The sequence below is a fragment of the Bacteroides mucinivorans genome (assembly GCF_034654355.2).
In the GTDB taxonomy this organism is placed as follows: Bacteria; Bacteroidota; Bacteroidia; order Bacteroidales; family Bacteroidaceae; genus Bacteroides; species Bacteroides nordii.
Window position 1 is genome coordinate 3,237,299 of record NZ_CP178179.1, and the last position, 22,397, is coordinate 3,259,695.

The 22,397-nt window shown below is 38.9% G+C and carries 19 protein-coding genes and 2 tRNA genes; 6 read left to right on the forward strand and 15 right to left on the reverse strand.

Translation table 11 applies throughout. The features are described from left to right. Window positions 1-22: 22 nt before the first annotated feature. Window positions 23-1,174 (forward strand): LA_2272 family surface repeat-containing protein, encoded by a 1,152-nt coding sequence (locus tag VCM39_RS12265; protein ID WP_255585414.1) that lies wholly within the window; start codon window positions 23-25, stop codon window positions 1,172-1,174. Between the two features lie 95 nt (window positions 1,175-1,269). Here VCM39_RS12265 and VCM39_RS12270 read toward each other — a convergent pair whose 3' ends face one another. The 4 genes from VCM39_RS12270 to VCM39_RS12285 form a co-directional block, all read right to left on the reverse strand. Further along, window positions 1,270-3,264: a fructose-1,6-bisphosphatase gene (locus tag VCM39_RS12270; RefSeq protein ID WP_221648979.1), complete on the reverse strand. Its 1,995-nt coding sequence runs from the start codon at window positions 3,262-3,264 to the stop codon at window positions 1,270-1,272. Window positions 3,265-3,424: 160 nt separating this feature from the next. After that, window positions 3,425-5,089, reverse strand: a complete 1,665-nt coding sequence (locus VCM39_RS12275; protein ID WP_221648980.1) for a putative transporter — start codon at window positions 5,087-5,089, stop codon at window positions 3,425-3,427. Between the two features lie 128 nt (window positions 5,090-5,217). Then, entirely contained in the window at window positions 5,218-6,570 is a 1,353-nt protein-coding gene (locus VCM39_RS12280; protein ID WP_221648981.1) for an MATE family efflux transporter, read from the reverse strand. A gap of 77 nt (window positions 6,571-6,647) precedes the next feature. Beyond that, window positions 6,648-7,094, reverse strand: a complete 447-nt coding sequence (locus VCM39_RS12285) for a hypothetical protein (RefSeq protein WP_289291453.1) — start codon at window positions 7,092-7,094, stop codon at window positions 6,648-6,650. Window positions 7,095-7,497: 403 nt separating this feature from the next. Here VCM39_RS12285 and VCM39_RS12290 point away from each other — a divergent pair, with 403 nt between their 5' ends. The 4 genes from VCM39_RS12290 to VCM39_RS12305 all read left to right on the forward strand — a co-directional run bounded on the left by VCM39_RS12290 (window position 7,498) and on the right by VCM39_RS12305 (window position 10,272). Then, window positions 7,498-8,469, forward strand: coding sequence for a fimbrillin family protein (locus tag VCM39_RS12290; RefSeq protein WP_322932585.1), 972 nt, complete (start codon window positions 7,498-7,500; stop codon window positions 8,467-8,469). A 144-nt stretch (window positions 8,470-8,613) separates the two neighbouring features. After that, a tRNA-Ser gene (locus VCM39_RS12295) sits at window positions 8,614-8,700 on the forward strand. Window positions 8,701-8,761: 61 nt separating this feature from the next. Continuing rightward, window positions 8,762-8,833: transfer RNA gene (locus VCM39_RS12300), tRNA-Glu, on the forward strand. Window positions 8,834-9,057: 224 nt separating this feature from the next. Further along, complete coding sequence (locus tag VCM39_RS12305) at window positions 9,058-10,272, forward strand: site-specific integrase (RefSeq protein ID WP_323673967.1); 1,215 nt, start codon at window positions 9,058-9,060, stop codon at window positions 10,270-10,272. A gap of 186 nt (window positions 10,273-10,458) precedes the next feature. Here VCM39_RS12305 and VCM39_RS12310 read toward each other — a convergent pair whose 3' ends face one another. Both VCM39_RS12310 and VCM39_RS12315 read right to left on the reverse strand, forming a co-directional pair. Continuing rightward, entirely contained in the window at window positions 10,459-12,318 is a 1,860-nt protein-coding gene (locus VCM39_RS12310) for a hypothetical protein (protein ID WP_322932583.1), read from the reverse strand. 115 nt (window positions 12,319-12,433) lie between these two features. Beyond that, window positions 12,434-12,682: a DUF6965 family protein gene (locus tag VCM39_RS12315; RefSeq protein ID WP_322932582.1), complete on the reverse strand. Its 249-nt coding sequence runs from the start codon at window positions 12,680-12,682 to the stop codon at window positions 12,434-12,436. A gap of 59 nt (window positions 12,683-12,741) precedes the next feature. Here VCM39_RS12315 and VCM39_RS12320 point away from each other — a divergent pair, with 59 nt between their 5' ends. After that, complete coding sequence (locus VCM39_RS12320; protein WP_322932581.1) at window positions 12,742-12,942, forward strand: hypothetical protein; 201 nt, start codon at window positions 12,742-12,744, stop codon at window positions 12,940-12,942. 35 nt (window positions 12,943-12,977) lie between these two features. On the opposite strand, the gene VCM39_RS12325 is transcribed toward VCM39_RS12320, so the two are convergent. The 9 genes from VCM39_RS12325 to VCM39_RS12365 all read right to left on the reverse strand — a co-directional run bounded on the left by VCM39_RS12325 (window position 12,978) and on the right by VCM39_RS12365 (window position 22,385). Continuing rightward, window positions 12,978-13,649: a hypothetical protein gene (locus tag VCM39_RS12325; RefSeq protein WP_322932580.1), complete on the reverse strand. Its 672-nt coding sequence runs from the start codon at window positions 13,647-13,649 to the stop codon at window positions 12,978-12,980. Further along, entirely contained in the window at window positions 13,646-14,686 is a 1,041-nt protein-coding gene (locus tag VCM39_RS12330) for a hypothetical protein (protein ID WP_322932579.1), read from the reverse strand. Before VCM39_RS12330 ends, VCM39_RS12325 begins: the two co-directional genes overlap by 4 nt. Before the next feature lie 129 nt (window positions 14,687-14,815). Then, the gene (locus tag VCM39_RS12335; protein WP_322932578.1) at window positions 14,816-15,268 is read right to left on the reverse strand and encodes a DUF6808 domain-containing protein; all 453 of its coding nucleotides are present in this window, start codon (window positions 15,266-15,268) and stop codon (window positions 14,816-14,818) included. Further along, window positions 15,265-15,759: an N-acetylmuramoyl-L-alanine amidase gene (locus VCM39_RS12340; protein WP_322932577.1), complete on the reverse strand. Its 495-nt coding sequence runs from the start codon at window positions 15,757-15,759 to the stop codon at window positions 15,265-15,267. The genes VCM39_RS12335 and VCM39_RS12340 overlap by 4 nt, the downstream gene beginning before the upstream one ends. 19 nt (window positions 15,760-15,778) lie before the next feature. Continuing rightward, window positions 15,779-16,150: a hypothetical protein gene (locus tag VCM39_RS12345; RefSeq protein ID WP_256142540.1), complete on the reverse strand. Its 372-nt coding sequence runs from the start codon at window positions 16,148-16,150 to the stop codon at window positions 15,779-15,781. A gap of 153 nt (window positions 16,151-16,303) precedes the next feature. Continuing rightward, window positions 16,304-18,199: a hypothetical protein gene (locus VCM39_RS12350; protein ID WP_322932576.1), complete on the reverse strand. Its 1,896-nt coding sequence runs from the start codon at window positions 18,197-18,199 to the stop codon at window positions 16,304-16,306. Window positions 18,200-18,201: 2 nt separating this feature from the next. After that, the gene (locus VCM39_RS12355) at window positions 18,202-19,233 is read right to left on the reverse strand and encodes a hypothetical protein (protein ID WP_322932575.1); all 1,032 of its coding nucleotides are present in this window, start codon (window positions 19,231-19,233) and stop codon (window positions 18,202-18,204) included. A 36-nt stretch (window positions 19,234-19,269) separates the two neighbouring features. Beyond that, window positions 19,270-19,488, reverse strand: coding sequence for a hypothetical protein (locus VCM39_RS12360; protein WP_002560880.1), 219 nt, complete (start codon window positions 19,486-19,488; stop codon window positions 19,270-19,272). A 17-nt stretch (window positions 19,489-19,505) separates the two neighbouring features. Further along, window positions 19,506-22,385 carry a hypothetical protein gene (locus VCM39_RS12365; RefSeq protein WP_322932574.1) on the reverse strand — a complete coding sequence of 960 codons (2,880 nt, stop codon included), beginning with the start codon at window positions 22,383-22,385 and terminating at the stop codon, window positions 19,506-19,508. Window positions 22,386-22,397: the final 12 nt, after the last annotated feature.

The following is a 22,397-nucleotide window of genomic DNA, read 5'->3' on the forward strand; positions in this document are numbered from 1 at the left end:
CTTAAAATTAGTAGACAAACAGATGAATAAAAGAATATTTTTTCTACCTCTTTCACTACTTTTCATAGTCACAGGCATAGCCTCCGCTCAAAACAAAAGTGCAGGCATTAATTTGTCTGTATGGAAAGGGATCAGCACCCAACCGGCTGACAGTGCACAGACAACCTATTTTAACCTGGGGATCCTTTCCACCATGAATAGGTTGAACGGAGTAGGATTTAATGCATTTGGCAGTGTCATTGGTGGTAATATGAACGGTATACAATTCTCCGGACTTGCCAATATGGTAGGCGGAAGTATGCGCGGCATACAATTATCGGGTATTAGTAACATCAACGGAAACAATATGATGGGATTATCCGCCACTGGTCTTGTCAACATTGCAGGTAATCAATCGAAAGGTGTCATGCTATCCGGAATGACGAACATCAGTGGAGACAATACATCCGGCGTGATGGCAAGCGGTATTATGAATATATCGGGAGACGGAGCAAGTGGTGTACACCTGGCAGGACTTGCCAATATCACAGGCGCTACTTTCAGCGGAGTAACAGCAGGAGGTTTACTGAATGTGATAGGTGAACACCTGAATGGCGTACAAATATCCGGACTCGCCAACATAGTGGCATCACGAATGAACGGTGTACAGATTGGATTGGGAAATTACGCAACCAAAGCCAAAGGGGTACAGATTGGATTAGTGAATTACTATAAAAATGAAATGAAGGGATTCCAATTGGGACTTGTCAATGCCAATCCGGACACAAAAGTACAAATGCTGATCTTTGGAGGTAACGCAACGAAGGTCAATATAGGTGCCCGATTCAAAAATAAACTGTTTTATACCATTATAGGTGCCGGAACGTATTATCTGGATTTCAGTGATAAATTCTCTGCAGCATTATTCTATCGGGGTGGTATTTGGTTACCTCTCTGCAAAGACTTGACAATTAGCGGCGACTTAGGATATCAACACATTGAAACATTCAAAAACAAAGATTACGGTATTCCGGCACGCCTCTACGGACTACAGGCCCGTTTAAATCTGGAATATCAAATTACAAAGAAATTCGGCATATTTGCCTCCGGTGGTTATGGTGGCAGCCGTTACTACAATAAAGACATCACATATGACAAAGGGGTGATTGCAGAAGCAGGAATCGTATTGTTTTAAGTGATAAGTGATTAGTGATAAGTGATTAGTGGGCTGCGCAATCGTTGATACAGCGCAGCCCACTAATCACTTATCACTAAATCACTTATCACTATTTATTGCTTTTCCTTAATCAACCCCGTCCTATACGCCACCAACAGTTTTTTCAGATCCTGAATCTGCGTAACCAATTCCTTCCCTTTATCCGTATCTTTTACCATCATACGCTGAGAATTGAATTCAATTACAAAAGTGGTTGATTTGATATCCTGTCCTTCTTCTATGGCTTTTTGTGTAGACTGAAAGGGCTCGTGTTGCACCAGCTGTAAACCATGAGAGTGATATACCAATGTATATCCGGCAATACCAGTTTCCGGCTGATAGGCTTTTGAGAAGCCTCCATCAATCACAAGTAACTTTCCTCCGGCTTTCATTGGTTGTTCGCCTTTAATGGTTTTCACCGGTACGTGTCCGTTAATGATATGTGTATGCACGCCTGTCACACCAAATTCTTCAAGTATCTGGTTACATATCTTCTCATTATCACGCAAAGTATAGTAATACCCTTTCTTTTCCTTATGCAACTTTTTGTCGGCAATAAAATAACGTTCAAAAGTAGCCATCTTATCTTTATCGAACGAAGGAGCATCGGGGCCACACCACATATACCAGATGTAATCCATCGCAAAAAGCCTGTCACCATCCTCGTCTTCGTCAAAATAGGCCGTACGGATTAACTGATCAATCTTATCCATCAGATTCTTGCCCCAGTATTCTTTCCCGCGAATAGTTACATGCTTGAAGCTACCATCTTCATTTAGAGGAACAGAAGCATGATACAGAAGATTGGAATTGCACACCAGATACATCCCTCCATACGTAAACAGGCAACGCATATGTTTCTTCAACTTCTCGCTATTCATAAACGAATAATGCAGCTTATCTACCAGTTCCCTTTCTTCATCGGTCAGGCGATATGGATCTTTGGGATCTATGGTTGGGAAATTAGTATCACGCATCTCATATTCCACACCTTCATAGACAAATACGCCCCGCTCGAAATCAATCTTCTCCAGCAGCTTCCGGTTCTCCATACCAAACTCCGGGCGACGATTAATAATATCCGCTTCCAGCTTAAACTGTATAATTGTAATGGCCTTATGCATCTGCGTGATAAGACGCAATGTCTTCTCATTATATGCCGAATCAGCAAAATTCATTTTCGGTGCAAAAATAGTACAGGGATCATCGGCATAAGTATCCATAGCAAAGGTTGCCAGTGGTAAAAGATTAATGCCATATCCATCTTCAAGTGTACCCAGATTACCATAACGCATGGACATACGAATCACATTTGCCATACAGCTCGTATTGCCTGATGCAGCTCCTATCCAGAGAATATCATGGTTGCCCCACTGAATATCAAAATTATGATAATTACACAATGTATCCATAATGATATGTGCACCGGGTCCACGATCGTAAATATCACCAACAATATGCAACGAATCGATAGTCAAACGCTGAATCAGATTGCACATAGCTATAATAAAATCATCAGCACGTTTGGTAGATATAATAGTACTGATAATGACATTGATATAAGCATGTTTATTGGGTTCAATGCTCGATTCGTGCAATAACTCCTGAATGATATAAGAAAATTCTTTAGGTAGAGACTTACGCACTTTGGAGCGGGTATACTTGGAAGATACATTCTGACACACTTTTACCAATTGGTTAAGAGTGATCAAATACCAATCATCAAGATCTTTCTCACGAGCCTTGACCAGTTGCAGTTTCTCTTCAGGATAGTAAATCAGTGTACTGATCTCCTTCTTCTCTGATTCACGCAAGGTATTACCAAAAATCTCATTTACTTTTCGCTTCACCGCACCCGATGCATTTTTCAATACATGTTGAAAAGCCTCATATTCACCATGAATATCTGTCAGAAAGTGTTCTGTACCTTTCGGTAGATTCAGAATGGCTTCCAGATTTATTATCTCCGTACTAGCGTCGGCAATAGTAGGAAAACTACGTGACAACAACTGCAAATAACGCAGGTCGCTCACAATACTTTCAGGGGTTATATTACTTTGGGCAGTCATGATATTTACAATTTATTCCCTACGGTCATGACCATTATTAATCTATAACACATAGGTACGTTGACAATTTACAATTTTACGATTTAAATTACTTATTTGTTTATTTTAAAGCCTATATACAAACTTCACAGCGCAGCCAATTTTCAACTAAATAAGATTTTCAACTCAGCAAAAACATGAGTAATATCTGAGCAATAATGACACGCAGAAACATACACAACGGATATACCGTGGCATAAGCTACAGACGGATTATCACCCGGAATAGTATCATTCGCATAGTTCAATGCCATTGGATTTGCCATACTTCCGCATAACATACCAGAGACTGAGCCAAAATCAATTTTCATTATCTTGAAAGCAAACATTCCAACAATTACGGTAGGAATAATAGTTAACCCGGCACCCAGACCTATCCACAACAATCCTTCAGGACGGAATACCGTATCGAAGAAATGCGCACCGGCATCAAGCCCCAGGCAAGCCAGATACATGGAAAGTCCTAATGCACGAAGCATCAGATTGGCACTACGGGTAGTATAAGTGATCATGTGCATACGCGGGCCGAACGTACCAATCAGAATACCAACAATGATAGGTCCACCTGCCAATCCCAGTCTCACAGGAGCACTAATACCAGGAATAGAAATAGGAATAGCCCCAAGAGCCAATCCTAATATAATGCCGATAAACACAGCCACCAGATTGGGTTCTTTCAAGCTTTTTACGGCATTTCCCAATACTTTTTCTACATTCTGAATGGCAGCCGCCTCGCCTACTACTGTCAGGCGGTCACCAAGTTGTAAAGTAAGCTCTGAAGTAGCAAGTAGCTGTACACCCGAACGGTAAACACGGCTGATATTAATTCCATAGTGGTTTCTCAAACGAAGTGAACCAAGTTTCTTACCGTTCAGTTCGGGGCGGGTCACCACAATACGCTGCGAAATAAGCTGGCTGTCAATAGCATTCCAGTCAATATCTTCTTTATTCCAGTCTGTGTTTTCCTGTTCCCCAAACAACACAGTCAGAGCCAATACATCTTTTTCAGAAGTTATAACTAACAGACGGTCACCCTCTTTCAGAATCTTTTCAGAGGTAGGGATACTCACATTGCCGTCTCTCCACAAACGAGATATAACAAATTTAGGATAGCTCATATGGGCTATATCCTTGACACTTTTATTGAAAACAGCAGGATTGTGTACCTGAAAAGCAGCAATATAAGTTTTGTTAGTATCGTCTTTTTCTTTAATGGTGAGATCCTCCTTGCGCACTAATACTTTCCGGATAAGTAACACTGCAAGAATCACTCCTATTACCCCCAATGGATAAGCAACCGCGCACCCCAAAGCAGGAGTACTACTCTCCAACCCCATCTGTTTTAAGGTTTGTTGTGCTGCTCCCAAAGCAGGAGTATTAGTGGTAGCCCCGCAAAGAATACCAACCATATTAGGCAAGGAAACACCTGTTGTATAACTGCATAACACCGTAAGAAGGGTACCCAAAAGCACTACGGCAAGGGCCAGCATATTCAGAGTGATACCACCTTTACGAAAAGAACTGAAAAAACCGGGGCCCACCTGAAGGCCCAATGCATAAACAAAGATGATAAGTCCGAAACTCTCGGCATAATTCAACATCTGCGGATCAACTGATAATCCGAAATGTCCGGCAAAGATACCCGCAAAAAACACGAAAGTCACTCCAAGGGATATACCGCAGATGTGTATTTTGCCTAATCCCAACCCGATGGCAGATATAAGTGAGATAACAACTACGGCCTGCAAGGCTGAATGCTCAATGAAGAGACTATATAACCATTCCATAAATATAATTATTCAATGTGCCAACATGCTAATGTGCTAATTAACTGCATTGTAACATGCCACATGGTAATTGGCATACTGATACATTTGCATACTGGCACATTAATTTTTGCAAAGATAGAAACTATTTATGCGCGTACAAAACTTTTGTGTATCCATTTCATACTGTACCAACGGCGAACAAAGATGATACCCCGAATGTTTTCGTCCAGCAAAAAGGCCACCCACATACCACACAAACCCCAACCCCAATGAACTCCAAACAGATAGCCTCCGCCTACTGCCACAGTCCACATTACAACCAAACCGACGTAAAAAGGATAGTTCACATCGCCTGCTGCACGCAAAGCATTGGTAGCAAAAATATTGATAGGACGCCCTATTTCCAGTACGGTATCTATAACCAGCACGATAACTCCCATACGAATAATCTCCGGATTGGTCGTTAGCCACCCCAAAATAGTATGCCCGAAAGCAGCAAGGATACAAGAAAGAATAAAAGTGATCATCACCGATTTTTTCATCACATACTTTCCTAACAGAAAAGCAGCATGAGGTTTCTTTTCTCCTATCAGGTGACCGATACAGATAGCTCCTCCCTGTGCCATTGATATACTGAAAAGATATACAAACATGATGATATTAACACAATAAGTTCGCGTTGCCAACGCTTCTACTCCCAGCATATTAATAAAGAATGTAATGACTACCTGCGAAGAGCTGTAAGATAACTGTTCACCCGCCGAAGGTAAACCTACTTTCATCAGATTTTTCAGTTCTATCCAGGGAAAAGGACGGAAATAGACAAGCGGAAAACGATGAATATGTTTGCGGAAAAGAATTATGAACAGAATTACCATTGCTACTCCCCGGCTGAATGCCGTAGAGATAGCAGCTCCTTCCACACCTAATTCCGGAAAACCAAACTTACCGAAAATCAATGAATAGTTCCCAATGATGTTGATAATGTTGACAACCACTGTGACCAACATCGGATAAATAGCTTTATTAGCACTACGAAGCGATGCCGATAAGGTGAGAGATATAGCCTGAAAGAAAGCAAACGAGCCAACAATACGCATATACTCTGCACCATCTGCCATTAGTTCCGGACCAAGCCCCATCCAACCGAGTATGGTTGTATTCATTGAATAAAGAAAAAGACTGATTATTCCTCCTACAACCAGATTCACTAACAGTGATACTCCAACAACCTGTACCACTTTTTTTTCGAGCTTTGCACCTAAATATTGTGAACATAAAACGGACGTTCCCAGATTGATTACCTCAAATACCAGGAACGTCAGCATTATAATTTGATTGACTACCCCTACGGCAGCAACACTGTTATCGGAATGACGGCTTAACATGATAGTGTCTACTGCACCAAGCATCATGATAAGCAGCGTTTCTATAAAGATAGGAGCAGCCAGCTTGGCCAGCCTCTTCTTAATACTCTCCTGCTGAATTTTGTGTGTCACTTTTTACCTCGTCTGAATTTCGGGGTGCAAAGGTATTCAATTTTAACGAAACCGAGAGTTGATTTATATCAAATAAGTTAGAGCCTGCCTTTATAGACTACATAGTTATCCCATCCATCCAGATATCCTTCAAGGCGATTCCCCCAAAGATTTACTTCATCGAGATAAGACACATCATTCGGGCCATATACCATGCGAAGAGATGACTGTACTGCATTTTCCCAGTTCCAATTGAAACGATATTCATCCTCCCGTATTCTTCCATCAGGATACTGTATACGAATGTAATCCACTCCCCTCCTATCCAGATAAAAATCAATCTCCTGCCGGCAGTAATAACCATCCATATTATAGTAAGTTCTCACCCAGGTACGACTGCACAGATCACGTGACTTATTATAATAGCTACCGCCAATATCGTCATCATCATAAAAACCATCTATTTCAATCTCACAGGCTGTTAGATTAACCATAGCAAAGGTCAGCAATACCAGTTTCAAATATTTAAAAGCTTTCGTTTTCATAATCTTTTTCCTTTCTTTTATGTGTTTTTGCATAAAACAAAAGTAGGCAAACGTTTGATTGAGCCCAAAAGAAAAATCCCACATTCAATAAGGGAATAGCCTAATCCTTAGAGGGAAATCTCACCTTTTTACTACCAAACGTTAACATCGACACCAAACTTCTTAATTCATGTTATAAATCAAGCTATTAAGCCTCAAAAGTTTGCTATTTTCCCAGAAGCATGTATCTTTGTACTGTGTTTTTCATAGTATTAGATTTAAGGTTAACAAAAAGATTGGCTGTCTGGGATAGATAGCCTTTTTTTATGCTCTTATTTTAATTGCTATCCTCTTCCCTCCTGTTCTGAACAAAATCTCCTTTTAAGTGTATATAGGAAAATCATTCATTCTAAAACACTTAATTATGAAAATCTATTTTGTAAAAGCTGCTGCATGGACAATACTTACATGCACTACTTTATTTTTCACCGCATGTTCCAAAGACTCAATCAATATCAATATTGGCGAAAATGGGACAGAAGAAGGCCAATCTGATAACGGAACAGGAACTCCGGATCAAAAAGCATTAATCACTTTTCATGCTTCTATAGAGAGTAGAAATATGACACGCTCTCTTTCACCGATGCGTAAAGGAATAACAAGTTCCATATACGCATTCAAATCACCAGTTACTTCACTTGAAACTCCTTCTGCCGAGGGTATCTATACCACTGCTACTGTAGGCGTACTAACCGGGGTAGAAGGATATAAAATGTATCTGCCCAATGGCGTTTATTATTTCTACGCCATCTCTAACAACGCTTCTACGACTTCTGCTAAATTCATCAACGAGCGTTCAGAGCCTTTGACCAACGGAGTAGATTATTTGTGGGCAAGTAACAAATTACAGGACGTTACGAGTACACAAGTGAGCATGCCTGTTCTTTTTCAACACTGTGCCACCCAGATAGTATTCAACATCTCTGCCGGTAGCGGAATAAAACTGGACAAACTGGTATCAGCTTCCATCACTCCAACAACCCCGGGTGCTACTATGGATATGATTACCGGAGAAATAACTCCGTCTACAACGTACAGTACCGAAACAGCCAATATGGGAATCAATGGTTTCACAGCTCAATATATCATGCTTCCACTAAAAACCAATACAGCGATGCCGCTGACCCTGCAAATACTGGCAGATGGCGAAAATACTCCACGTACCTATAACGTAAACATTCTTTTACCCAACGGAGAGTTGGCAGGAGGAGATTCTTACGTATTCAGTGCAGTGATTGATGGAAATTCTGTTTCATTTCCTAATGTTGAAGTATTAGGTTGGACCGAAGTAGACGAAACTGGTAAACCTCTTTATCCATTACAAAAACCGGACTAAAAAAGTTTTCGCGTTTAACATTTGAAACATAGCCAATTAACGATATGTGGAAGAAAAAGTAGAAAAAAATCTTGCAGAAAGGTTTGCATAGTTCAAAACTTCCTTCTATCTTTGCACCGCATTTGAGAGAGAATGCGGGTTCAAGGAAGTTTGGGTGAGTGGCTGAAACCACCAGTTTGCTAAACTGACGTACGGGTAACCGTACCGCGAGTTCGAATCTCGCAGCTTCCGCTTAATCTCAACAAAAAAAGAGCTAAGTTATTAAGACTTGGCTCTTTTTAAATCTAAAATCGGTGGGTTCGTCTAACGGTTAGGACACATGCCTCTCACGCATGTAATACGAGTTCGATTCTCGTACCCACTACTAACTAAGAATCAAGCAGTTACAAAAATAAGTAACTGCTTTTTTTATGCCATTTTAGTTTTTTAATCCCGCTTTATAGGGTTTCTGAGGGGTATTATTTATCTTTGTGGTGCAAATTTGGTGCAAATGATTTGCACCAAAAAACATTCTTTATGGATTCATTAAATAGACTATTCAAGAAGTTAATTAGTTTATTTGCACCAAATTCCCCAAAAATAATCGTTATGGCAACTGTTAATTTCTATTTAGACACACGTAGAGCTAAAAGTGATGGCTCCTACCCTATTAAACTACATGTCCGACACAACGGTAAATTTCTAATCGGAACAGAGTTTACGGCATCACCGAACACATGGACGGGATTTGAATACAACAAAGATGCAAAAAATTATAAGGCTAAAAATGTAGCAATACGAAATCTTATTAATAAAGTAGAGACCTATCTTATTAGCCTTGATGCTACTGAAAGATTAAAATCGACAAGCGATAAGGCACTAAAAGAACAAATAGAGAACCTTATCAAAAACAATGCTGTCAGTAAAAAGAAGTTCATAGACTACATAGACGACTTCATTGCAACTAAAAACAAAAAAAACACAATAGACTGCTATAACAGCACTAAAGTAAAATTATCTTTTTATGATCCTGATTGTGCATTTGAAACGATGGATCGCAAATGGCTCGAAGCCTTCAATAAGTGGATGTGCGATTCTGGAATGAAAACAAATTCGCGCTCAATACATTTACGCAACATCCGCGCTGTCTTTAATTATGCTATCGATAATGAAGACACCGACCTGTATCCGTTTCGAAAATTCGCAATAGAAAGGGAGGAAACACGCAAACGATCACTCAAAGTAGAACAATTAATCCTGCTACGAGACTATGTAGGGGAAGAGTATCAAAAAGAATATCAAGACATGTTTATGCTTATGTTTTACCTTATCGGCATAAATGGGATAGACCTATTTAATATAAGGGAAATACATGATGGTAGAATTGAATATAAACGCGAAAAAACCGGAAAGCTTTATTCAATTAAGATAGAACCGGAAGCAATGGAAATTATTGAACGCTATAAAGGGGATAAATACTTATTAAATATAACTGAAAAAAATAAAGGTAACTATCGAAATTATATGGCGGCAATGGGAAGAGGGCTACAAAAGCTTGGAGATTTCGAACGAAAGGGTTTAGGAGGGAAAAAGATAAGAGAGCCATTATTCCCTAAAATAACATCGTATTGGGCCCGCCACACGTGGGCTACCATTGCTGCTTCACTGGATATACCCAAAGAAACCATATCTGCCGCCCTCGGACATGAGATAGGTAGTAAAATCACGTCTATTTATATAGATTTCGATCAAAAGAAAATAGATGAAGCTAATAGAAAAGTAATAGACCATGTAAATAACTCACGAAAACAAAGGACTACATAGAAATGAGGGCGGATATAATGATGACGAAAGGATAACCTCCCCCACCCTTATTTTAACAAAATCAAATATCTCACCTAATCTTAGTCTGAAATATCTGAGATATCTGATTTACTAAAAACAGAAAAACAACGAAGAACAAGCTACAACCATTGCCCGTTCTTCGTTGAATTGATAGCTTAGATATCATTATTCCACATCTATATTCGATGTGAAACTAAGCCCTTTAGCACGATTATGGAAATAGTGTAAGGATCTATCAGTTGTGATTCTCCCAAACTGCGTTTCAAGTACAATCCACTCCCAGCTTTCACTATAAGCATCACGAGGAATGGTACTAGTGAGTTGACGTACCACAATTACATTATCACCATCGTTGATAACCATCGGACTCTCACCAGAATATATCAAACCATTGACATAACCCTTATCGACCGGTCCGTATTCGTATTGATCAATGTGATAAAGAGCTTGATTTATAAAAGGTGCACCCGTGATGGTAAAGTGAAGGTAATAATCATACCACGCCGAACCGGGAACAACAACATTTTTACCTGTTTCAGGATCATAAGACGTAGCAGGATAAGGACCTTGGAATACTTCATAATTATCAAACTTCACTGACACAGGTTGGTCATATACTAACACATATTCTTCCGGAGCGCTATACTCATACTCCGGCAATCCGTTTTGCACATCTATAATGTTACGGCGGAACCATGTACCAAGCTGTATACGTTTTTTAGCTATGTGATTAGTACAGTCGAAAAGATCCATTTCATTTACCCCATACTTTACATAAATTTCCTGCACGAAAGCAGAAGCACCTTCCGGAGCTGTGTAACAAGAACGATAGCCGTTTTCCATCCAATACACTCCCCACTCTTTTACTTCTTCCGAATTACTCATTGTCGCAGTCACATTACCATGAAAATAAACCAGATCGATCATAGACCCTTCAGAAGTGGCTTTAAAATCGGTAATACCTGATTTAAATGTACTGTAATACAAAGTCTTTCCATATCGGATAAACGGAAGCGAATGTCCTTCCTTGTCAACTTGCGAGGAACGAATATAAGGACGGAAGTAATATGATTTACCTATACTAACAAGAAAATCAAAGTTCTCAAACTGTTGTTGAAACCCACCTTCCGAGTCTTTTTGAAGGAGACGTTCATCCGCACGATAGTGACAATAGTCCAAGCGCGGTTCAGGTAGAAGCTGTGGACCTTCAAGCACAACCACACCTACATACACATCGTGCTTCCCAGCATCAAGATAGTTATCCGGAATACTCTCAATACCGGATATTTCAACCATAGCTTGTAATGTACAGTGTTGACTGGAGTGAGTATTTTGCGTAATTTTATAGACATCAGGACAAGCTTCGCCATAAATCAATTCAATATAGTATGGAATTAGGAAAAAACGTTCATTGAGAGCATCAATACTGATCACAGCACTAATCTCCTCGGGAATAACAAATGCGCCAACAGCCATCGCCGCAACACTTTGAAAGAAAGTACCAAAATCTTGCTCAGCAAGATTTTGTGCCAAATCAAGAAAATCAGGTATCGAAAGCACTGTACCTATACCACTTGCCACTTGTTTAGGACGAGAAGTAACGACTACACGCCCTTTCGTATTTTGTTTGAGAGAAAAGCGTAAACATTCCTGGATATTCTCTTTCGTTGATTTGGCAAGCGTGAGTTTCTTGGAAGCTGTATCTACCAAATAGAGTTTCGAATCAATCTGTACAGCCAAAGGCTCATAATCCCAGTTAAAAACAAAACAAATGGCTTGTTCTACCGTATTCCCACTCTTATTAATATAAGCGTACTGCAAACCACGAAGCGAGTCAGCTTCATAGGTGATATAAAAGCCGGAATCATCAGTGTAACCTTCGTCCCAACCGTTGAGTTGATCTTCTGATATTTTATACCACGTGGTTTCGCTATTAGTTTCTGACAAATCCGCCAATGGATCATTTGAACAAGCGTATAGCCAAACGAATAACAAACTTAAAAAGAAAAAATTAATTATTTTCATATTCACTCCATAATATAAATTTACACAAAAGTTTCATTCCAAAAAGATAATAAAAGTAGAGCAAAATTACAGATAATACCTGATTTCAAAAACAAAATTTACAGAAAAAGGCAGCTTATTCGGCTGCCTTTCCTTCCATCTTTTCCTTAAACTCCCACAAACATTCAATATATGGGTGGAAAGTGGGATTCTCCCAATGCGCCGAGATGGTAGCTATTGCACTATCGAGATAATGCGCACAATCAAGTATCTTTGTACATTTATTAAGCTGATAAGGAACTTCAGGATATGCCTTGTTTTCAAGCATATTCTTTGCCCAAGAGAGTAGTTCTTGTACTGATTCGCGGTCGTAATTATGTGCCATGATTATGTATTTTTTAGCAAAGATAGTAATATTTGAAATATAAAGATTACCCTCGTAATATGAAATACCTACTAATACTTTTCTCGATTGTAGCTGTCAGTTGCAGCCGTGAAGAAATTACAGAGACAAACAAACAAGAGTTAAAAACAGATACAACTCCTACTGTAGTGGATAGTACTGAGAACGATCTTGATCCTGATATTGGAGATTGGAAACCAGGAAGTCACGGAGAAGTGGATCTGGAAGAAAAAGAAGAATAAACAGTAGGCAGCTCAATAAGCTGCCTACTGTTTACTTATTTATTATTTATGGTAGTAATAGTTATGAAAGCTCTATTTAGGTGCCCATTTTGTTCTACACTTTTCACTGTTACTTTAAATTTTTTATATTTAGAATCATGAAAGACCTTACTATGAATAGTCTTAACATACCCTATATCAATCCCGTCTTTAAAAAGTTGCACTGCATATTTATCATATGGGTTCTTTTTATCAAGTTTCCATTCAAGAACATCTCCTTTTTTCAATGTTCCAGATGGTAACTGGCGCCTAGTTAATCCACAAACTTCACTAGTAAAATTCAATCCTCGTACAGGGAAATATTCAGCTACAAATTCAAAGTTATCAGTAGATAGTAGTCCCTGCGTTTGAGCTAACACATAATACTTATTATCTTTTAATGTCGGCAATATTTCCCAATAATCATAATATTTTTGTATATCAGCTCTTTCCGTATTTGTCAATCGCTGGGCAAATGTCTCAAGTACATTATTTTTATATATAACATAAGGATTAGGAAAATCAGGATACATATTAAAACCTTTTTCTAAAGCTTCTTTCACTCCATCAGATATATATTCAAACTTAACTCCTTCAGTTTGATTACGAGTTATTTTGCCAACCTTTATACGACTGTCATTTCTTCCACGTCTCCACACTAGATAGATATGTTTTATATATCTCTTCATAATAATATGTTTTTTAATTTCAAAAAGCGTTCATTTATCAACCTAAAAATCAATTCCTTACGAGAAGTAGAAAGACCATATTCTTCCCGTAAACCTTCAGGTAACTCTCTATCTATATTAAAAACAATCTCACGTATTTTGTTCTCATCGTACAAAGATATAACATTATTTATTATGCCATCCACAGTTTCCCGAAATTCACCTCTTATATTTTTAACAAGATCAAAATGATTTAATTTAATCCCATTATTACCCCATCTTATTTCCGACTTTCCCCTATTAATAAAACTATCAAACATAGTCTTATCGTTTAACATTTGCTTCACAGCGACTTCATTTTTTTCTCTAGCTAAACAACAACCACTATCATATATAGGAGAATATTTACCTTCCATCCTGAGAATTTTCATCTTTACATGTCCATTTATAGTAAAGCTTCCATTCTTTGTTAGAAAATCCTTTATCTGTTTAAACCTATCCTTTAATTTAGAAAAGATACGACTTGCTTCTTCACTAGTTAATTCTGTTTCCTTATAAGGTGTAATAAATCCCCAATTTTCCTGATGTCTATCACTATTTCCTATAATGCTATCAAATATGATTGTTTTTATAATATCTTCAATATGTTCACCAAAATTAAAACTCTCAATAGCCGCTTTTATAAAATGAAAAGTATAAGCAGAATACGAAGCTTTATTTTCAGGTTCATAGGTATTGTCGTAACCAGTCAATATACTTACTCCCTCAGTCAAACATTCTTCCTCAGTATTCATAGACTTAGAAATACACCCAACTTCATCTCCATGTTTTGCTATATTATATTCTAACACATTAAATCCCAGAAAACGGCCAATTTCAGAAGATATAATTTCAGACCAGAACTCTGGTTTATAATCTTTCCCTTCTTTCAACATCGAAGTCTTAAAAAAATAAACACTGTCGTCTACAGGATCACTAACTACACACTTATTACGTGTTCCCTTAGTATTAAAAAAAGGTTTTTCATTCCATTCTGTAATATCGTAAAATTTAGCCATATCATTTTTTTTACAAACATACAAATAAGATACAGTATTTACAAAAAAAACACTAAAAAGCCCCAATTCAAAAAAAACTGAGGCTTTGCCACTTGTCGCTACAAGTAAGCTTCTACACATATATAACAATTACCACATAAATAAGTTGTAACTAATGCCTGCACCGATATACCAACCATGCGGATAACCGTATCCAGCCTGTAATCCAATCCCCCAACGTTTTTTCTTCGGTATAATAGAATGATAAATATCATTTGTTACCGTTTGGTACACTGTTCTCGGAAATATCTGCATACTATCCAGTCTCGGCCGATAACCGGACACCCATACCCGGTAAAGACTATCCTCATAGTATGCTTGCTCACGATGAATCACAGTATCACCTACATGCATCGTGTCTGTCAACCTAATGATTAATAGAGGCACCATAGGGGAAGGAATCAATAATGTATCAACCTTGACAATCGTCTTTACCTTTGTCTCGGTCTTGATTTCTGCCGGAAATTGCTTGAGTGGACGGAACCAAGCCGCCACACAAACAATTAATAATAGAATTACAAATATCCACGGAAGTACTTTCATAGTTTCACTACTACATTACGCAAAAAGTTACTGAATTCACTACGTACATCGAAACACGGGCAAGCCTTGATATACTCAGCCGGTTCAACTTCACCATTTCCATTAAGATCAGGAGATGTATCCCGGTGGCCCAATAGCTCAATGATATCGTACTCTTTGCATAGTTTGGCTACAAGATCACGAAGGGCGTTCTTCTGCGCTTCAGTCCGAGTGTCTGCCGGATGTCCGTTTGCATCCAATCCGCCGATATAACAGATACCAATACTGTGTTTGTTGTATGATAGCCCGGAGAATCCTTTGGTATTACAGTGTGCACCGTCAATAGAAAGTGGGCGACCGTTCTCTACAGTACCATCAAGATCAATTACGAAGTTATATCCGATCTGGGAAAAGCCTCTTTGTCTGTGCATACGATCAATGTCTTTTGCACGCAGATCCTGCCCGGTACGTGTGGCCGAGCAGTGGATAATAATGGAATCTATTTTATTCATGTCTCTATTTTCTTATTAATTAGTAATCACTCGGTGGCTGCCGGTTAGCACACCCTCTCACATCACACTTCTTTATCTCGGCCTCTTTTAATCGTAGTTCAAGTTCATGCCTATCCTTTATCAATTCAAGTTGTTCTGAACGCAACTTATTATTCTCAGAATAAAGGAAATCAACCTTAGCGTCTCTGGTAGCCATCCGTTTCTCCTGATTATCAATCTGCGATGACTGAGCATTGATAATATTCAATAGATTCTGTATCTCCATTCCATCAGCAGAAGCGTCTTCTTTCCGGGCATTCGTCTTACGATTCACCCAGAAAGTGATTAACCATGTGATCGTAGAACTACCTCCTATAGCCCCGATAATTGCCAGCCAGTCATTTAATCCCATCTTTTATTGTTTATAAATTTATTAATACTTTATACCATTTGTCATTACTATTACAAGCAATTACCGTTTGTATCTGCCCGGACTGTGAAACTCGAGCGAGATTTTTAATCAAAAGGAGTATCAGGATAAAATCTAACTAATATTCCATGATCATTAGTTAGAACTTCCTCCGCTTAGATGTATCCATTTTATATTTTGCTTCTTAATATCATCAGAGTCATTCGAATTACCTCTTTCTAATACTACACATTTCAATCGAACCAAGTCAATGGGATTTAAGATTATATTTTTTTCCTTTTGCTTATTGATATCATAAGCCCCAACGATGATGGCATACGAAATTAAAGTCCTATATGACGCTATGTTAACTTCCACTCCATCATTATCGTAATCATATGGAAGGCTTATAACTACAGGTTCAATAGATAAATGATTGCCAATCTTATAATTAAAACCATGTTTGTTTGATATGTTTATAAAGATTCCCGTGTTATCCGGATATATTACCGAGTATTCTTCATAATTATCGTCCGTTATCTCAATAAAAGGAGTCGCAACCGAACCATATGCAACAATATTGTTAGCTATTACTTTGCCATTCTCATCTACCCTAAACGGAGCTGTTTGCGGATCATCCGATCCGGCATAGAACCTTATACCGGAATCACCCGAACCGGAACCGGAAACCCCGGCCGTAACCTTATCGTTTGTATCGAGGATACGTATCTCGTTACCAGACAGGAAATCCAACTTCGCGTCACGGGCAATAATCAAGGATGCAAGGATACCGACAGTATTGGTAGGAAATTCCTCCCAATAATCTGTATTTCCCGGAGCATTATCATTCGTACTGACATGTGTCTGCAAACACTTGTACCCTCGCCATCCCAAAGCATTTTTTGCACGTACCAAAACGGTATCGATATAACGTGTATTGACAGTTTTTAATCCTTCGTCATTCCGATACTCAATACCGGATTTCCACTCTGAACGGCGTATGGCACATCCGGGAATGCCATTTTCACCGGGCTTGCCTTCTGTTCCGTCGTATGTTCTAAGAACGGTTATCTCTGCAACCGTCTTTTTAGATGCTTTATCAAAAAACGATACGGCAAAGCTGTCATAATAGTTATCCGCTACTTCAAATTCATAATCAGATACGGGGACACCGCTTTCTTCTTCGTCACTGATATCGACATCTGTATTCATTGACACTACCTTGCAATAGAAGTCGGAACATATAGTCCTTTCACCATTGCCGACCTTTTTATACAGCCTTGCAAAAGCAGTTGGCTCTAATTTAGGATATCCTTCCGCGTCACTGGCTATCGTATTAACAGGCTTTCCGTTCTGCAATATATCAATACTGTACTGCACAGCCGGAGCACCGTCATATACCTTTGCCAAACTGGTATCTATGATGACCTTTCCGGATGGCGAATCAATAAATCCGACATGAATCAAATCGTAATCACCGGATACATCAAAAGTATAGCTACCAGATGGAGAGGTACTGACGCTTGCATCACTCTGCGTACCATTCTTATAGTAAACGACTACGCAATAAAAGTCCTCGCAAAGAACCTCAGTGTTTCCGGTTATCTTATACAGATATGCCGTAGCCTGATTATATATCTTCGGATTTCCATATGCATCGCAAGAAATCGAATCAACGACACGGTTTAGTTGGCTTACCACTATCTTGTATTGTACGGGAGACACGCCATCTTCCACTATAGTAAGGACCTCAGACGCAATTATCGCGTTAGGTACATTGTCACCCGTGACTTTTACAGCCACCACCCCTGCATGCACCGGAGAAGCAATCATATGGCTGTATACTACGGAATACGGCTGGAAGCTGCCTCCTACAATGCGCCCCCACTGATATTTGGGGTTATCCACATTCTGTACGACAGCTTCAAGCGTAATCGTAGCCGGCTCATAAGTCCCGTCCGAAAGCTTATGGAACACCCGTTCACCCGGAAGGATTGATACTGACGGGGTATTAGAAATCCTTTTTAAAACAACACTACCTCTTGACCTCATATTTAATTAGGAGTATCTGATGCTTCTATTTCAAGATTCAGTAAATCATTCTTGGCTTTATTAAAATCGTCTTTTGTAGCCTTGAAGGAATTGTTCTGTAGTTTAGCACCTCCGGTACCATTAATATAATCAGAACCACTCATCAATGCAAAAGCAAACCATTTGAATTGGGTAGCTTCTACTCTTGAATCCCTATGTACAACCTTTACCGTAGTAGTTATTCCGTTCTGCTCATCTAATACTCCTTCAAACTGAGTATCATACGAAAATTCCATTTCGTAAGGATCTGACCTGTCTTCTACTGCTACAAATGCAGAGTATTGCTCTGCCCCGTTTACAATAAATTTAGCGACGAGTACGCCACGGGTGTCAACATCAGAACTGTTAATTGTCAAAGGATTGGTTTTACTTTCAATCTCTTCAAGTCCATCAACAGTACCGTCGGTGTCATTCGGCACTACCCAATACCAGTTTACACTAAAATTCGAAATACTATCACCTCCTTTTTCCAACTTAGCAGTCGCCTGTATTTCAGTAATAGACGCATCGAATACAGGAGGGTTAAGTGAGATATATCCCATATATGTAGCTTCTGATCCGGATTCTCTGCTTACTTCAATAGTAGCAGAGACATTCTCATTAATACCATCAATATTCACTACAGCAGTACAGGATATTAACTTAAAACTTGTCATATCAAGAGCCAAGTTAGATTTAATGGTAAGACATGGAATCTGAATGCTTCCATATGATACCGTCTGTGTAAGGTCAAAACGTTCATCGGAATCCGAAATAGGTACACCGTCATAAGACCATGAAACGCTGACAAATTCTGATATAAAATCTGAATACCTTGAATATTGGGCTAATGGATATACTTTGGGATGATTACCTTCTTGAGTCCAATCATCATTGACCATATTACCTGTCACAGTCTGTTTTAAAGGACGACCTCCTTCGGTAAATAACTGCATGGATAACATTCCTGTATTTCTTATTCTCTTTAGTACTACACTACCTCTTGCTGTTCCCATAATAAATCTCCTTTTTGTTATTTATATACTTTAACTTTAATTCCATTCTCTCTTCTGTAGTTCTCTTAATGCCTGCTTTGTATCCATCACAGTCGCACCAAGCTCTTCAATCACTTTGTCAACGTTGTTACCGAGCTTTTTAAGCTCATCCTCGATCAACACCACTGTCGTTGCATTCTGACGACAAGCGGATTCCGAGGTGATAAGACCCTTTTCAAGGGCTTTTTTTCTGTCTATAAATATATATCTTGCCATAATTTTTGATTTTTTTATTATACAGGGATCAGTTCATATTCTCCCCCTTTAATGAAGTTTATTTTATTTTCTGTATCCGCTTTGTCTGAAAATATTTCATCGTTGGAACTTCCTTTGAAATCCCATTTATGCAGGAGCACATTCTCCGGAGAATAAATTTCTATTAATGATGCACGCGAATCTGCATCGACAATAAAGGAATCCCCTCCACCATTTTCGATATCACCAAATGTACCGGTATAAAGTTTTCCGTTTAAAAAAAGCTGACACTCTTCCAAGGTTGCACCGATTCGTAACTCATAACGCTGAATTACACTTTCTACATATTTTATAATGGTTGACATTCTTTTATTATAGCCATATATAAACAGAGAAACATTTCCATTAGGATTATACAATATCAATAAGCCAACTCCATTCTTCCGGGTACTAATGTAAGCATTACTATTAGGGGTATTAGGTGGAACTTCTACAACAATCCTGCTTCCTTCGACAAAATCTTCCAAATTATCAACTAGTAAAAATATTCCACTTGCCGCATACTTCACATACTCAAGCCCTTCAACCACATCCGGCTCAACCTCCTGTATACCCATACCGATATCGTCAGCATCCAAAAGCACATTCATACCCTTCAAGCCATTCCCCCAGTCAGCAGAGAAGTATCTCCCAGGATTGTCTAGCGTACCAATACCAGCAACGTCTACCTGTATCCAAGCAGGGAATAACTTAACGTTATTGGGGATAGAAATCACACCGGAATCATCTCCATAAGGGGTGACAACTTTGACGTTATATGCCGGCATTTCAGATGTCAATGCAAATTCATGATCAAACGTCTTTCCTTGCACGTCCGGACGGTATCCCTCCGGCAATTGTATCGATTCAGACTCTACCTCAATATCCGGTGCGGATGGAATGAAATGTGGAGTATAAGCCGGCATGGACGGAAGGACTGTCTCACCTTGCAAAAGACGGATGTTTGTGAATTTAACTGTGTTTCCGGCAGTATTATTCCCTCTCCCTGCGTAAACAAGAATAATAACATTTTCCGTATTCGGATCATATTTATCATTAATTGTCAATGTAAGTGTATGATTATCTTTCGTCACAATCCCGCTTGCCAATATTTTGCCTTCTTGGGACACAGTAACAGCATACTCTGTAGCTTCACCGGATATATTGACGATCTCATCGAAGCTGGCAGTGTATTTACCACCCACTGTCAGCTTCTCTTTTACCTTAATTGTCTTATATGCATTTGAATTTTCACCAGCTTCAATAATAACCTCTTCTATATCCTCACCAAGCACATTCCATGCGTACTCGCCTTCAAGGAGTTGGACGTTATTGTACTTGACAGAGTTGCTGGCAGTAGATCCTGATCTACCTGCATAAAGCATAATAATAGCAGGCTGCGAAGCGTCATATTTATCTGTTAAATTTAATACCCCTGTCTTTCTACTTTTAGAAAGAACAATAAAATCTGCAACTATCGAATTGACTGTTCCGTAATTGTACATAGATACTGAATACTCTGTTGCATCACCTGCTATATTTACAACATCATCAATACCAACAGTCACTTTTTTTGAAGATATTTTCGGGCTTATAGGCATAGATGCATAGTTAGTATTACTATCACTTGGATTTACAGTCACCTCTTCCGTATCCCCTTCAAGCAGGTTGTAGTTGTAATCCTCGGTGATCTGGATGTCGTAGATGTAAGATATAGCAACAGCGATATATGTACATGAAATATGTGATATGGTTTTCCCAATATCACTTTTTATAACATATTCCATTTTTTTATTTGTATCCCCAATTTTAAAATGATTTGATTTTGAGCCATCTGTATACATCATATTTAGAGTAAGCCCCATTTGGTTTATGTATTTACCACTAACTCGTATAACGTATACAGTATTTTCTTTAAAAGAAATCTTCCCACCAAACAAATCACCATATTTTCCTTGACCTACATATGCATAAAGAGCAGCAGGATTAGGTATGCATATATACTTCCCATCCGCATCTTCCCCTTCAGTTACTACACCGGGATTGATCTCATCATTCAGGTCAAGGAAGTACTGCTTAGCCAACAAGTTACGCGGATAGCCGGATATCTTGTCGAGATTCTCCTGCAAGTATCCGTTTCGTACTTCTGTCAAATCCTGACGGCAGTCCTGCACCTTGCAGAGGTAATTGTTCAGTGTACCTATTTTCAAGCTTGCCGAAGGAACTTGCAATTCGCGAAGGTTATGTCCGACATAATCAGTAATTAGGTTATTCTGTCCGTTTTCTTTCTTGTACCACCAGTAAGCGGCAGGAATGATGGTGTTTCCGGAATATAGGTCTGCCGATAGAGTCATGTACTTCAATTCTGAAAGAGGATTGTATCGTGTTCCTCTTAGAGTTTCCGTTTTGAGTACAATCGGAGAAGAAGCTGATATGCTGGAAGATAATATTACACTTCCCAAGAATGAAACTTTTCTGCGTACTTTCCCATTAACGATATCGGCATAGTTTGCCGTAAAGAACAATGTAATGGGACTATCCGAATTTACATTCTTATAAACCGTTATTCTTCCCCGATTATTCGTTTCAGAAGAATAATCTATTTTATAATGAATACTTGTTGGCGATATCAGATTTACGTCCTTAATTCCGTTCTCATACCACTTCACATCCGTAATATAGCGGTTTACTATTCCGCTCTCAATTATTTCTGATGTATCTGTGATGCCACATACCGGAAGTATCGCCGTAGGACGTATGCGTCTGTCCGGTGTATAGATCTTGTTGTTAGCATCATACTCCTGCGTTAATGTCCCTTCCGCTACATCCATTGAGAGCTGGGTGCGTAATGGGGAATAAACTCTGTTAATTATTGCCATATATATTTCTTT

What these genes read in the sequence shown, in the direction of transcription:
- VCM39_RS12275 (WP_221648980.1), bottom strand. Translation starts at nt 5,089, where the DNA reads ATGGAATGGTTATATAGTCTCTTCATTGAGCATTCAGCCTTGCAGGCC.
- VCM39_RS12315 (WP_322932582.1), bottom strand. Translation starts at nt 12,682, where the DNA reads ATGGCACATAATTACGACCGCGAATCAGTACAAGAACTACTCTCTTGG.
- VCM39_RS12270 (WP_221648979.1), bottom strand. Translation starts at nt 3,264, where the DNA reads ATGACTGCCCAAAGTAATATAACCCCTGAAAGTATTGTGAGCGACCTG.
- VCM39_RS12265 (WP_255585414.1), top strand. Translation starts at nt 23, where the DNA reads ATGAATAAAAGAATATTTTTTCTACCTCTTTCACTACTTTTCATAGTC.
- VCM39_RS12305 (WP_323673967.1), top strand. Translation starts at nt 9,058, where the DNA reads ATGGCAACTGTTAATTTCTATTTAGACACACGTAGAGCTAAAAGTGAT.
- VCM39_RS12310 (WP_322932583.1), bottom strand. Translation starts at nt 12,318, where the DNA reads ATGAAAATAATTAATTTTTTCTTTTTAAGTTTGTTATTCGTTTGGCTA.
- VCM39_RS12290 (WP_322932585.1), top strand. Translation starts at nt 7,498, where the DNA reads ATGAAAATCTATTTTGTAAAAGCTGCTGCATGGACAATACTTACATGC.
- VCM39_RS12325 (WP_322932580.1), bottom strand. Translation starts at nt 13,649, where the DNA reads ATGAAGAGATATATAAAACATATCTATCTAGTGTGGAGACGTGGAAGA.
- VCM39_RS12345 (WP_256142540.1), bottom strand. Translation starts at nt 16,150, where the DNA reads ATGGGATTAAATGACTGGCTGGCAATTATCGGGGCTATAGGAGGTAGT.
- VCM39_RS12350 (WP_322932576.1), bottom strand. Translation starts at nt 18,199, where the DNA reads ATGAGGTCAAGAGGTAGTGTTGTTTTAAAAAGGATTTCTAATACCCCG.
- VCM39_RS12360 (WP_002560880.1), bottom strand. Translation starts at nt 19,488, where the DNA reads ATGGCAAGATATATATTTATAGACAGAAAAAAAGCCCTTGAAAAGGGT.
- VCM39_RS12335 (WP_322932578.1), bottom strand. Translation starts at nt 15,268, where the DNA reads ATGAAAGTACTTCCGTGGATATTTGTAATTCTATTATTAATTGTTTGT.
- VCM39_RS12320 (WP_322932581.1), top strand. Translation starts at nt 12,742, where the DNA reads ATGAAATACCTACTAATACTTTTCTCGATTGTAGCTGTCAGTTGCAGC.
- VCM39_RS12330 (WP_322932579.1), bottom strand. Translation starts at nt 14,686, where the DNA reads ATGGCTAAATTTTACGATATTACAGAATGGAATGAAAAACCTTTTTTT.
- VCM39_RS12365 (WP_322932574.1), bottom strand. Translation starts at nt 22,385, where the DNA reads ATGGCAATAATTAACAGAGTTTATTCCCCATTACGCACCCAGCTCTCA.
- VCM39_RS12340 (WP_322932577.1), bottom strand. Translation starts at nt 15,759, where the DNA reads ATGAATAAAATAGATTCCATTATTATCCACTGCTCGGCCACACGTACC.
- VCM39_RS12285 (WP_289291453.1), bottom strand. Translation starts at nt 7,094, where the DNA reads ATGAAAACGAAAGCTTTTAAATATTTGAAACTGGTATTGCTGACCTTT.
- VCM39_RS12355 (WP_322932575.1), bottom strand. Translation starts at nt 19,233, where the DNA reads ATGGGAACAGCAAGAGGTAGTGTAGTACTAAAGAGAATAAGAAATACA.